This window comes from Buttiauxella sp. S19-1, assembly GCF_022134725.1.
GTDB lineage: Bacteria > Pseudomonadota > Gammaproteobacteria > Enterobacterales > Enterobacteriaceae > Buttiauxella > Buttiauxella ferragutiae.
The window spans coordinates 21,503-34,590 of the sequence record NZ_JAHWLU010000010.1 but is presented as its reverse complement, the minus strand read 5'-3'; the positions used below and the strand labels follow the sequence as shown (position 1 = coordinate 34,590).

The window sequence follows — 13,088 nt, the reverse complement described above, 5'->3', positions numbered from 1 at the left end:
GATTATCCGCATATTTTCGGATTTTTTAAGACATAAAAAAAGCGCCCTAAGGCGCTTATTAAGAATGTTTTGACATCAATACATTAGCCGATGTACTCAAGCCCTTTCATGTACGGACGCAACACTTCAGGCACTTCAATACGGCCATCTGCCTGTTGGTAGTTTTCCAGTACAGCAACCAGAGTACGACCCACAGCCAAACCAGAACCGTTCAGTGTATGCACCAGACGGGTTTTCTTATCTGCTTTGCTGCGGCAACGAGCCTGCATGCGACGCGCCTGGAAATCCCCACAGTTGGAGCAAGAAGAGATTTCACGATAGGTGTCCTGCGCGGGCAGCCACACTTCCAGGTCGTAGGTTTTCATCGCGCCAAAGCCTATATCACCAGAGCAAAGCAGCACTTTACGGTACGGCAGATTCAACAGTTGCAGCACTTTCTCTGCATGACCAGTCAACTCTTCCAACGCATCCATGGAATCTTCTGGGCGCACGATCTGAACCATTTCGACTTTGTCGAACTGGTGCATACGAATCAAACCACGCGTATCACGGCCATAAGAACCGGCTTCAGAACGGAAGCATGGGGTATGAGCAGTCATTTTCAGTGGCAAAGATTCGTCATCGAGAATTTCGTCACGCACCAGGTTAGTCAACGGCACTTCCGCCGTTGGAATCAACGCGTAGTTGCTGGCACCTGCTTCTTCTTCCAGTGGACGAGTATGGAACAGATCGCCTGCAAATTTAGGCAGTTGGCCAGTACCGTACAGCGTGTCATGGTTCACCAGATACGGAACATAGTTTTCAATGTAACCATGTTGTTCGGTGTGCAAATCGAGCATGAACTGGCTCAGCGCACGATGCATACGAGCAATCTGCCCTTGCATCACAACGAAGCGAGAACCGGTCAGTTTAACCGCAGAGGCAAAATCCAGGCCTTTAGCCATTTCACCCAGCGTAACGTGGTCACGCACTTCAAAATCAAATTTACGTGGCTCACCCCAGCGGCTGATTTCAACGTTTTCGCTGTCGTCTTTACCCATCGGCACACAATCGTCCGGGATGTTAGGCAGCGTCAACGCGATATCGCGGATTTCTGCCAGTAAGACATCAAGCTCATTTTTCGCTGCATCCAGCTCTTCACCCAACTGGTTGACTTGCAAACGCAACGGCTCAATATCTTCCCCGCGCGCTTTCGCCTGGCCAATGGATTTCGATCGCGAGTTACGTTCAGCCTGCAGATTTTCAGTGTTGACCTGCAATACTTTACGACGCTCTTCTAAAGAGCGCAGCGTTTCTACATCCAGCTTAAAGCCTCGGCGTGCCAGTTTTTCAGCGACTGCGTCTGGCTCTGTACGCAGCAGATTGGGATCGAGCATGCTTATCCTGTGCTTATCGAATTAATGGAGGGGTGCGGTTACAGCCTGCAACCGCATTGATATTCTTGCTAACCTTACCGCAACGCCTGCATTAGCGGTAGCGTTTTGTCGGGCTATTTTGATCCTGTTCAGCAAGCCAGGCGAGCTTTTCACCAATCTTGCCCTCAAGACCTCTGTTTGTCGGCTGATAATAGCGTGTTTGTGCCATTTCCTGCGGGAAGTAGACCTCACCAGATGCGTAGGCATTGGGTTCGTCATGAGCATATCGATACTCCTGACCATATCCCATTTCTTTCATCAGTTTAGTTGGCGCATTACGAAGATGAACCGGAACGTCGTAATCCGGGCGTTCACGTGCATCGGCCATTGCCGCTTTGAATGCCGTGTAGACCGCATTACTTTTTGGGGCACATGCGAGATAAACGATAGCCTGTGCAATCGCGCGCTCGCCTTCTGCCGGGCCTACGCGGGTAAAACAATCCCACGCAGAAATAGCGACCTGCATGCCACGCGGATCGGCATTACCGACATCTTCGGAGGCAATAGCCAGCAAACGGCGTGCAACATACAGCGGATCGCCGCCCGCGGTAATAATGCGTGCATACCAATACAGTGCAGCGTCAGGTGATGAACCGCGCACTGACTTATGCAATGCAGAAATTAAATCGTAGAAACGGTCACCTTTGTTATCAAAGCGCGCGCTGCGTTCCCCTGCAATTTCTGTCAAAAGCGCAATTTGTAGAACACGGTTGCCACTCGCATCGGTTTCAGCCATATCCGCCATCATTTCGAGCGTATTCAACGCGCGACGGGCATCACCGTTTACCAGTTCTGCAATTGCAAGACGAGTCTCATCCGGCAGAACAATATTTTGCCCACCATAACCGCGTGCAGCATCGTTCATCGCCTGGTCGAGTACTTTTTCAATATCTTCCGTGGTGAGCGATTTGAGCAAATAAACGCGCGCACGTGACAATAGCGCTGAATTCAGCTCGAACGAGGGGTTTTCAGTGGTGGCACCAATAAACGTGATGGTGCCATCTTCAATGTGCGGCAAAAAAGCGTCTTGTTGGCTTTTGTTGAAGCGATGGACTTCATCGACAAACAGGATAGTGCGGCGCCCCGCGTTGCGGTTCTGTCGCGCGCGCTCTATGGCTTCGCGGATTTCTTTCACCCCGGAAGTCACAGCTGAAATACGTTCAACATCTGCGTCAGCATAGTGAGCAATCACTTCTGCAAGCGTGGTTTTACCCGTACCCGGCGGCCCCCATAAAATCATCGAATGGAGATGTCCCGCTTCGATAGCTTTTGGAAGCGGTTTGCCAGAGGCGAGCAGATGTTGTTGACCGATGTATTGTGCGAGGTTCTCCGGCCGCATACGCGCGGCCAGAGGCTGGAAGGTATTCTCAGAAAAATCGAGCGACAGGTTGCTCACTCATACCTCTACTTACGTTGATCGTCCACCGTCACGCCTTTAGGCGGGGTAAACGTAAACTTGCTCATATCCACTGCGCCATTTTGCTGAGTTTTCAGCGCATAGCTGCTGCGTTGATCATCTTGCTCAATGGCACTGAACTGGTGGATAGTCCCGTCGCGCCCAACATTTATGGTGAACTGCTTGAGATTGCCGGCGCTGGTTTTTGGCGTCAGCATGAAATCATCACCACTTTGCTTGATGTTGTACTGCTGCCAGTCGCTGCTTTGGTTACGTGCAATCAACATAAACGGCGTATTACCGGTCGCATCTTTCAACCAGGTCGCACTGACTTGCTCAACAAACGGGTTATAGAACCACAGTGTTTTACCATCTGAAACCAGAATGCTTTCATCGGGCTGAGTCATATGCCAGTTGAACAGATTAGGACGCTTAACCCACAAATCACCCTGACCTTCCTGGACTGCTGCACCACTGCCGTCGGTCACTTTTTGGGTGAAGCTGGCGTGGAAACTGCTGACTTTATCCAGACGCATTTTCAGGTCACCTGCGGCATCAGCCCAGACAGATGTAGCTGTTAGAGCAGTCAACAAAGCACAAGTAATAGCGATTTTTTTCATTATGATCCCTTAAAATTCATGCACCACAAAGCGACTGCACTGTGGCATTTCTGCTGCCCACTCTAGTTGAGAGATATTCAGGTGCAACAGAAGAAAAAACTGATTTTCCGGTAATTTACCCTTCTTTGCACAAGCGCCGCAACAACGACACTTGTGCTCAGGGTTACTCAAATGGCGGTGGAGCAAGTACTTCGCGGTTACCGTTATGACCTTGCGGGCTCACGATTCCCTGAGCTTCCATCTGCTCAACGATTCGAGCGGCACGGTTATAACCGATACGGAACTGACGCTGAACACCAGAAATAGACGCTTTACGTTTTTCGACCACAAAAGCAACAGCCTGGTCAAACAACGGATCGAGCTCTTCATCACCGTCAAGACCGCCACCCGCGCCACCTTCACTTTCGTTATCTGAAGTAATACCGGTGATATATTGTGGGCGACCACGTGCCTTCCAGTCCTGAACGACTGCATGCACTTCCTGATCTCGGACAAACGCGCCATGCACACGCACTGGCAATGTAGAGTTTGGCCCGGAATAAAGCATATCCCCCATTCCCAGCAGTGACTCAGCACCGGCCTGGTCAAGAATGGTACGGGAGTCAATTTTGCTCGACACCGTAAACGCCACACGCGTCGGGATGTTGGCTTTAATCAGGCCGGTAATCACATCAACCGACGGGCGCTGGGTCGCCAGCACAAGGTGAATACCCGCCGCACGAGCTTTCTGAGCCAGACGAGCAATCAACTCTTCGACTTTCTTGCCTACCGTCATCATCAGGTCAGCAAATTCATCCACCAGAACGACGATATACGGCAGTTTTTCAAGCATTGGATGGGCAACTTCCATGCTATCGCCCGGCTTCCAGAATGGGTCTGGAATTGGACGGCCCATGCGCTCGGCTTCCAGCACGCGTTCGTTGTAACCTGCCAGATTTCGCACGCCCAACGCTGACATCAGTTTGTAGCGGCGTTCCATTTCATTAACGCTCCAACGCAATGCATTAGCGGCGTCTTTCATATCTGTAACGACTTCAGTCAACAGATGTGGAATACCTTCATAAACTGAGAGCTCAAGCATTTTCGGGTCGATCATGATAAAGCGGACTTCTTCAGGCGTCGCTTTATACAACATGCTGAGGATCATGGCGTTTACGCCAACAGATTTACCGGAACCCGTGGTACCGGCAACCAGCAAGTGTGGCATCTTCGCCAGATCGGCAATAACTGGCTCACCACCGATATCTTTACCCAGCACCACGGTTAACGGTGAAGCACTTTCACGGAACTTGGCGCAATCCAGCACTTCGCGCAGGTAAACGGTCTGGCGTTTCTTGTTCGGTAACTCCAGACCAACATAAGGTTTACCCGGAATAACCTCAACTACACGCACCGCGACGGTTGACAGTGAACGCGCCAGATCTCGAGACAAATTGGAAATACGGGCGGCTTTTACACCAGGTGCTAAATCAAGCTCAAAGCGTGTGATGACGGGACCTGGAGAGTAATCCACAACATCGGCTTTAATCCGGTAATCCGCAAGACGAGCTTCCACCAGACGCGCCATTTGCTCGAGTGCAAAGGTATCCACTGGTTCAACTTCTGCTGGCGGAGATGTCAACAAGTCCAGAGATGGTAAAGGTGTGGTAGGACGCTGCAACGGACGATCATCACCATTTCTCATTAAGAAAGGATGGATCAAGCTTTCATGTACCGATGGTGCGGCAACCGGTGCGGGTTGTTGCTGTTGTTGCTGTGGCGCACTTTGCGGTTGCACAGCCTGCCAGCTTTGCTGAGGCTGAGTACGAACAGGTTCTTCAACCGGGCTCGGCGTAAACAATGGCTCGCTTGGCCCATCGTTGACTAACGTTTTCATTGGTGAGAAATCAAAATCATCCAGTGAGAACGGCACATTATTCGGCTCTTGCTGCTGGGATTGCTGCTGTGTAGCTGAATAGCGTTGCTGCTGTTGCGCCGCAAACTGACGTGCTAACTCAGCCTGCTCGGCTTCATCCTCATCTTGCTGCAAAGAGTCGTCTTCATGCTCTTCACCGTAACGCTGGTGTTGTTGAGCGGCGAACTGGCGAGCAAGTTCATGCTGCTGAAGTTCTTCGGCTTCGTCAGCATAGTCATCTTCGATGTCCATGCCATTCTGACGACGAGCTTCCTCTTCAGCCATTCGCTGTGAAGGCAACTTAATTCCGTATGACGCAAGCTCACGGCGAGTAGGAACACGCACACGATTTGGCCGAGGTAATTGCGGGCCAATACCTTCTTTGGTTTGTGGACGAGGCGCGTCACTGGCGATGCTAAATACCGGGCTGAAGGCCGCAGCGACGCCGACCACTTTTGCCACATCCTTTACATCCTGTGGAACAGAAGCACCAGGGGTTGGCACCGCGGGTGACGTATCGAAGCCACCTTGCGGAATTGTCGGAGTACTGCTTTGAGGCATTTGAACAGGCGTTGTCTGCGCAAACGCAGGGTTTTGATCATAACCATATGGGTCAGGCTTAGGTTCATTAACTGGCTGATACCAGGCAGCCAGTTGTTCACGCTCACGCGCGCGTCGCTCTTCGATTTCTTCAAAATGGTAAAGCGGCGGGCGGGCTGCCGGTTTTATTTCTTCAACAGGCTCTGGCTGGGTGACAGGCTCTACCGAAGATGGTTCAAAATAAGCAGGTTCCGCATGCGGAGGTTCAACAGCAGGTGGCTCACTAACAGGTTCTGCCCAATGACTGGCTTCCTGTTGCGGAACGTACTGGTCCGCAGCGTACGGCGAAGTGTAATTCTCTGGTGCAGGCGCAATCACCGGTTCTGGTGTCACTGTGGTTGGAGCAGGCTCCCAGGCTATTGCAGGCGAAAACTCAACTTCTGGAGCCGGGGCCGTAACCGGTGGCACGGTTGCCGTTGGCATAACTGGAGCCGCATATGCCGTATTAGCCATCGCCGCGGCGGCTGTAGCAGCCACAGGCGCAACAATTGACTGGCCGTGTAGAAGCGGATCGTACTCTTCGCTTTCCGGCAGTGTGGCTTTGTTACCAGAAAACAGGACGTCATCTTCCGGAAGCGTCGCTTTGTTATTTGAGAACAAAACGTCATCGTCAGCGTCGTCCATACGCTTACCAGAAAACAGCGCAGAATCTGTTTTACGTGCGTTTGGATTGGCAAATTTTTCAGAGATACGCTGTTTACGGGCTAATGCGCCACGCAAAATACGCGCACGACGAGACTCACGCTTTTCAACATCTGGCGCATGCTCTTCGTCGTGTTTTTCATCTTCATAGTCGTAGTCATCATCCTGCCAGGTGTTATCCCGACGAGTACGATTACTGGCAAAAGTGAGCACGCTCAGGGTCGCGCTACCAATTTTTTCAGCAATGCTGACCCAGGACCAACCGGTAAACAGCGTTAACCCTGCCGCCCATACACACAACAACGCAATAGTGCCGCCGCTGCTGTTGAGAAGGGGCATCATTGCAGTGCTGAGCAAACTGCCGATAACCCCGCCCGAGGCGAAATACCAGATGTCATCTGCGTTAATTGCCGCAAGGCCGCAAGCGGTGAGCACCATCGCCAGTACACCAATCAGGCGCATAGAAACGGCGAAATAATCGATGAACTCTTCGCTATCTCTGTTGCGGAAAGTGAACCAACACGCACCGATAATGATGACCGGAATGGTGTAGGCCATTACGCCAAAGATGAACAGCAAAGTGTCAGCCATCCACGCCCCCGGCATTCCACCTAAATTATGAATAGGTTCGTGCCATGCGGTTTGTGACCAACTAGGATCGGAAGGATTGAAACTAAGCAACGCCGCCATCAAATAGACGGCAAAAATGGCAACAAGGAGCAGTAACGCCTCTAATGCCCGACGCCCGCTGCTGAGTTTCCTCAATGTAACTTCTTTTTCTTCGGTGTATTCCTGGCTCAAGTAAGACTCTCCAGGTCCTTAATAAATATGGAGAGCAACAGTGCCGGGCATTCCCGGCACTGTTGCTGTATGAATTACCAGGAGTGTAACCAAAATACGCAGATTTTGCACCTGGCCCGTGTTAACGGGTCTTAATAACCAGACGATTACTCTGTTTGACCTCTTCCATGACTACATAGGTACGGGTATCGTTCACACCTGGCAGTCGTAACAAGGTTTCGCCTAGTAATTTGCGGTACGCAGACATATCCGGTACACGGGTTTTCAACAGATAGTCAAAATCACCGGATACCAAATGACACTCTTGAATTTCTTCAAGTTTTTGAACTGCGGCATTAAATTGCTCAAACACATCCGGGGCGCCACGATTCAGAGTAATCTCAACAAAAACCAGAAGTGATGCATCCAGATAATGCGGGTTCAGCAGAGCGGTATAGCCCTGGATGAAACCCTGTCGTTCCAGACGACGCACGCGCTCAAGGCACGGAGTCGGTGAAAGCCCTACTCGTTTAGAAAGCTCGACGTTAGAAATACGCCCATCCTTCTGTAGTTCATTAAGGATGTTACGATCGATGCGGTCGAGATCTTTGCCAGGGCGCTTCTTGCTATCTACCATTATTATAGTCTCTCTGTGTTCCTTCCTTCACCTGCCATAACCCTGGTAACGTCACTGTTCCGGGAGTACGTGAGAAGACCGGTGCCCAACGGCTGCTAGCGACATCACTCATGGCGTCTGTCCACGCCATGAGTAGATTTCAATAACCCGGTAAATTTGCATCAGGTATGCGTGAATATTTCAAAACGCCACACCAAATGTTTTTCTTCCTCGAATGTTTTCGCAAATGCTTAGCGGATTGTCAAAGCAAAACATCTAAAATTAGTGGAACGTGCCATATATCTGGGCTACTTGACGATTATTCATCACTTTAGCAACCTGAGTATTTAGCCTGTTTAGGTGGATTTTTATGCGCTTTCGCGATATTCACCGCGGCTGATTGAACACAGCTATTGCACATATAGTTAACATAATCGCCAACACCAACCGTTCACCCTTTTTTTAACCCGCCAAATTCCCTACAATCCCTCGATTGTCTGCCAACGAACAATGAGGATCTCATGGGCACCGCTAAACACAGTAAATTGCTAATTCTTGGCTCCGGCCCTGCGGGCTACACCGCAGCAGTCTACGCGGCTCGCGCCAACCTCAAGCCCGTTTTGATTACCGGGATGGAAAAAGGTGGTCAGTTGACCACGACCACCGAAGTTGAGAACTGGCCGGGTGATCCTAACGACCTGACAGGCCCTGCGTTAATGGAGCGCATGCACGAACACGCAACCAAGTTCGAAACAGAGATCCTGTTCGACCACATCTCTAAAGTGGATCTGCAAAACCGTCCATTCCGTCTGACGGGTGACAGCGGCGAATATACTTGCGATGCGTTGATCATCGCGACCGGAGCTTCTGCCCGATACCTGGGTCTGCCTTCTGAGGAAGCGTTTAAAGGTCGTGGCGTTTCAGCCTGCGCAACGTGTGATGGCTTCTTCTATCGCAATCAAAAAGTTGCGGTAATTGGTGGCGGTAACACCGCTGTTGAAGAAGCGCTTTATCTGGCAAATATTGCCTCAGAAGTGCATCTGATTCACCGCCGTGACAGCTTCCGAGCCGAAAAAATCCTCATCAACCGTCTGATGGAAAAGGTGAAGAACGGCAACATCGTGCTGCACACCAACCGGACTTTAGATGAAGTTACTGGTGATCAAATGGGTGTCAGTGGTCTGCGTCTGCGTGACGTTCACAACACCGATACCACTGAAGAGTTAGAAGTTGCAGGTTTGTTCGTGGCGATCGGACATAGTCCAAATACGTCAATCTTTGCCGATCAGCTCGAACTGGAAAATGGCTACATCAAAGTGCAGTCTGGTATTCACGGTAATGCCACACAAACCAGCATTCCTGGTGTGTTCGCGGCAGGCGACGTAATGGACCATATCTACCGTCAGGCGATTACCTCTGCGGGCACCGGTTGTATGGCTGCACTGGATGCCGAACGCTACCTGGACGGACTTGCCGAACAGAATAAGTAACTCTCCCCGCCTTAACCGGCAGTTTGAAGATACGTAAAGGCGACTGAATAGGTCGCCTTTCTTTCGCCTGCGTTGTAACATTGCCCGCAAATTTTGCCTGATAATTAATTAGCTACCTGCACTGGCATCCATGAATAAAACCCGTCAACAAGAACTTAGCCGCTGGCTAAAAAAACAAAGCATTATCTCTCGCCGCTGGTTGGGGCTTTCCCGTTTTTTAGGGCTGGTCAGTGGGTTATTGATTGTTGCTCAAGCCTGGCTGCTTGCCCGGATGCTGCAACACATGATCATGGAAAACATTCCCCGGGAAGCTCTGCTGTTGCTTTTCGTTATCCTGATACTGATTTTTGTATTGCGCGCCTGGGTCGTGTGGCTACGTGAAAAAGTCGGTTTTTACGCTGGGTTGCACATTCGTCAGGAGATTCGCCGGCAAGTACTCGATCGCGTCCATCAAGCAGGGCCAGCCTGGATCCACGGGAAACCGGTCGGCAGTTGGGCAACCCTGGTGCTGGAACAAATCGAAGATATGCACGATTACTACGCACGTTATCTGCCGCAAATGTCGCTTGCGGTCATGGTACCCGTGTTGATTTTAATCGCCATTTTCCCATCTAACTGGGTTGCAGCCCTGATTCTGCTTTGCACCGCACCGCTGATCCCGTTGTTCATGGCGATGGTAGGTATGGGTGCCGCAGATGCTAACCGTCGTAACTTCCAGGCGCTTGCGAGGCTGAGCGGGCATTTTCTTGACCGCCTGCGTGGTATGGAAACCTTGCGTTTGTTTAACCGTGGCAATGCCGAAACGGAAAATATCCGCGCGGCATCTCAGGACTTCCGTCAGCGCACGATGGAAGTATTACGCCTGGCATTTCTGTCTTCTGGCGTGCTGGAATTTTTCGCTTCTCTGTCCATCGCACTAGTCGCGGTTTACTTCGGCTTTTCGTATCTCGGCGAACTGAACTTTGGTCATTACAGTACTGGCGTAACGTTATTTGCCGGTTTCCTGGCGTTGATTTTAGCCCCGGAGTTTTTCCAACCGCTACGCGATCTGGGCACTTTTTATCATGCTAAAGCACAAGCGGTGGGAGCGGCCGACAGCCTGATGACCTTCCTTGATGCGCCATTGCAGCAACGCAAACAAGGCACAGCAAAATTCAATAATAACGAGCCAATCAGCATTGAAGCTCGTGATTTGGTCATTCTATCAACTGAAGATAAAACTCTCGCAGGTCCACTGAATTTCACCCTTTCTGCCGGACAACGGGTGGTGCTGGTCGGGCAAAGTGGTGCAGGTAAAAGTTCACTGCTCAACGTGTTGTCTGGCTTTTTGCCCTATCAAGGCCAATTGCTGATTAATGGTGTAGATCTTTCGGCCCTTGACCAGAAATGGTGGCGTGAACAACTCAGTTGGGTTGGACAAAACCCGCAGCTTCCGGCTCCTACTATCCGCGAAAATGTGCTGTTAGCGGCACCCAGCGCCAGTGCTGAGCAGCTAACTGCTGCCCTGGACAAAGCCTCTGTCAGTGAGTTCCTCCCGTTGCTACCACAAGGGGTTGATACACCGCTGGGTGAAGCAGCTGCGCGTTTGTCTGTTGGGCAAGCCCAGCGGGTCGCCGTCGCGCGCGCATTGCTGATGCCATGTGGATTGCTGTTGCTGGATGAACCGGCTGCAAGTCTGGACGCCCACAGTGAGCAGCGTGTGATGGACGCGTTAAGTAGCGCTTCCCGTCAGCAAACCACATTGATGGTGACTCACCAGTTGGATTACATCAACGACTGGGACGAGGTTTGGGTGATGCGCGAAGGTCGTATCGTACAACAAGGGGATTTCGCCACGCTTGCCGCGCAGGAAGGCCCGTTTGCGACGTTACTGGCTCATCGCCAGGAGGAAATCTAATGCGAGCTTTACTCCCCTATTTAGCGCTGTACGGCCGTCATAAATGGCTACTGATGCTTGGCGTGGTGTTAGCGATTGTCACCCTACTGGCCAGCATTGGGCTGCTGACTTTGTCAGGCTGGTTCCTCTCGGCCTCGGCGGTTGTCGGTGTCGCGGGGATTTATAGTTTTAACTATATGCTACCTGCAGCAGGCGTTCGGGGCGGTGCAATTACCCGTACTGCGGGGCGTTATTTTGAGCGTCTTGTCAGCCATGATGCGACATTCCGCGTACTTCAACATTTGCGTGTTTCCACATTTAGCAAACTGCTCCCACTCTCCCCTGCTGGGCTGGCGCGTTTTCGCCAGGGTGAATTACTCAATCGCTTAGTTGCAGACGTCGATACCCTGGATCACCTTTACCTGCGTGTGATTTCACCAATGGTCGGTGCGTTTGTGGTGATCGTAGTGGTGACCTTTGGTTTGAGCTGGCTGGACGTACAATTAGCCCTCACCTTAGGCGCGATTTTACTGGCAACCTTAGTTTTGCTTCCGCCAATATTTTATTACGCAGGGAAAGCCACCGGCGAGGCGATTACCGCGCAACGCGGGCAATATCGCCAGCAACTCACCGCCTGGTTACAAGGCCATGCTGAACTAACCATTTTTGGTGCCTCCCAACGTTATCGTGAGCAACTGGATAAAACGGAGGATCACTGGCAAGAAGGGCAACGCCGCCAGGCCGAGCTTACAGCACTGTCACAAGCCATCATGCTGCTAATCAGCGGTATCGCCGTCATCTTGATGCTGTGGATGGCAGCCGAGGGCGTGGGTGGAAATACCACACCAGGCGCACTTATCGCGCTGTTTGTGTTCTGCGCGCTGGCTGCATTCGAAGCGCTGGCACCGGTCACCGGAGCTTTTCAGCATCTTGGCCAGGTTATCGCCTCCGCACTGCGCGTGACTGAAATTACCAGTCAAAAACCCGAAGTGATTTTTACCGAACAACCTCATGCAATTCCTGAGCGCGTGGCTCTGGAGATTAACAATCTGAGTTTTGCCTGGCCCGAACAGTCTCAAATGGCACTTCGGGGTATCTCGCTCAAGGTTGAGGCAGGCCAACACATAGCTATTTTGGGGCGTACCGGTTGCGGTAAATCGACACTGCTGCAATTGCTGACGCGCGCCTGGGAATGTCAGCAAGGCGAGATCCGCCTGAATGGTGAAGCGCTGAGCCAGTTTGATGAAACGGCATTACGCGCGTCCACCAGTGTCGTATCGCAACGCGTTCATTTGTTTAGTGCCACACTGCGCGACAACTTGCTGCTTGCTGCACCACAGGCCAGCGATGAAGATTTAAGTCGAGTCCTGACTTGCGTTGGCCTTGAGAAGTTACTGGACGATGCAGGCCTCAATAGCTGGCTGGGTGAAGGCGGTCGCCAGCTTTCGGGTGGCGAATTGCGCCGCTTAGCCATTGCGCGTGCTTTACTGCACGATGCCCCGCTGTTCTTACTTGACGAACCAACCGAGGGTTTAGATGCGGAAACTGAGCGCCAGGTTCTTGATTTGCTGGCTGAAGTCACCAAAGATAAAACAGTATTGATGGTCACCCATCGCCTGCGTGGATTGGCAGATTTCGACAGTGTAATTGTGATGGACAACGGGCAAATTATTGAGCAAGGTACTCACGCCGAATTAATGGCGAGCGGTGGACGTTATTATCATTTCCACCAGCGTTTGTAGACCCGGTAGTTAGTCTA

General features: G+C 51.5%; 8 protein-coding genes. 3 read left to right on the top strand and 5 right to left on the bottom strand.

Going from position 1 to position 13,088, the window contains the following annotated elements; translation table 11 throughout:
• Positions 1 to 83 precede the first annotated feature (83 nt).
• The 5 genes from serS to lrp all read right to left on the bottom strand — a co-directional run bounded on the left by serS (position 84) and on the right by lrp (position 7,984).
• Complete coding sequence (gene serS / locus MES37_RS04240; protein WP_064548253.1) at positions 84 to 1,376, bottom strand: serine--tRNA ligase; 1,293 nt, start codon at positions 1,374 to 1,376, stop codon at positions 84 to 86.
• Positions 1,377 to 1,467: 91 nt separating this feature from the next.
• Entirely contained in the window at positions 1,468 to 2,811 is a 1,344-nt protein-coding gene (locus MES37_RS04235; RefSeq protein WP_133522495.1) for a replication-associated recombination protein A, read from the bottom strand.
• An 8-nt stretch (positions 2,812 to 2,819) separates the two neighbouring features.
• Complete coding sequence (lolA, locus tag MES37_RS04230; RefSeq protein WP_064548257.1) at positions 2,820 to 3,431, bottom strand: outer membrane lipoprotein chaperone LolA; 612 nt, start codon at positions 3,429 to 3,431, stop codon at positions 2,820 to 2,822.
• A gap of 163 nt (positions 3,432 to 3,594) precedes the next feature.
• The gene (locus MES37_RS04225; RefSeq protein ID WP_237930128.1) at positions 3,595 to 7,368 is read right to left on the bottom strand and encodes a DNA translocase FtsK 4TM domain-containing protein; all 3,774 of its coding nucleotides are present in this window, start codon (positions 7,366 to 7,368) and stop codon (positions 3,595 to 3,597) included.
• A gap of 121 nt (positions 7,369 to 7,489) precedes the next feature.
• A complete protein-coding gene (gene lrp / locus MES37_RS04220) occupies positions 7,490 to 7,984 on the bottom strand; it encodes a leucine-responsive transcriptional regulator Lrp (RefSeq protein ID WP_000228469.1) in 495 nt (164 codons plus the stop codon).
• 500 nt (positions 7,985 to 8,484) lie between these two features.
• Between lrp and trxB the strand changes: the two genes are divergently transcribed.
• The 3 genes from trxB to cydC all read left to right on the top strand — a co-directional run bounded on the left by trxB (position 8,485) and on the right by cydC (position 13,071).
• On the top strand, positions 8,485 to 9,453 hold the full coding sequence (gene trxB, locus MES37_RS04215) for a thioredoxin-disulfide reductase (RefSeq protein ID WP_064548261.1): 969 nt from the start codon (positions 8,485 to 8,487) through the stop codon (positions 9,451 to 9,453).
• Between the two features lie 130 nt (positions 9,454 to 9,583).
• Positions 9,584 to 11,350 carry a heme ABC transporter permease/ATP-binding protein CydD gene (gene cydD, locus MES37_RS04210; RefSeq protein WP_064548263.1) on the top strand — a complete coding sequence of 589 codons (1,767 nt, stop codon included), beginning with the start codon at positions 9,584 to 9,586 and terminating at the stop codon, positions 11,348 to 11,350.
• The gene (cydC, locus tag MES37_RS04205) at positions 11,350 to 13,071 is read left to right on the top strand and encodes a heme ABC transporter ATP-binding protein/permease CydC (protein ID WP_237930126.1); all 1,722 of its coding nucleotides are present in this window, start codon (positions 11,350 to 11,352) and stop codon (positions 13,069 to 13,071) included. Before cydD ends, cydC begins: the two co-directional genes overlap by 1 nt.
• The last annotated feature ends 17 nt before the right edge of the window (positions 13,072 to 13,088 follow it).

What these genes read in the sequence shown, in the direction of transcription:
- serS (WP_064548253.1), bottom strand. Translation starts at nt 1,376, where the DNA reads ATGCTCGATCCCAATCTGCTGCGTACAGAGCCAGACGCAGTCGCTGAA.
- lolA (WP_064548257.1), bottom strand. Translation starts at nt 3,431, where the DNA reads ATGAAAAAAATCGCTATTACTTGTGCTTTGTTGACTGCTCTAACAGCT.
- cydC (WP_237930126.1), top strand. Translation starts at nt 11,350, where the DNA reads ATGCGAGCTTTACTCCCCTATTTAGCGCTGTACGGCCGTCATAAATGG.
- lrp (WP_000228469.1), bottom strand. Translation starts at nt 7,984, where the DNA reads ATGGTAGATAGCAAGAAGCGCCCTGGCAAAGATCTCGACCGCATCGAT.
- cydD (WP_064548263.1), top strand. Translation starts at nt 9,584, where the DNA reads ATGAATAAAACCCGTCAACAAGAACTTAGCCGCTGGCTAAAAAAACAA.
- trxB (WP_064548261.1), top strand. Translation starts at nt 8,485, where the DNA reads ATGGGCACCGCTAAACACAGTAAATTGCTAATTCTTGGCTCCGGCCCT.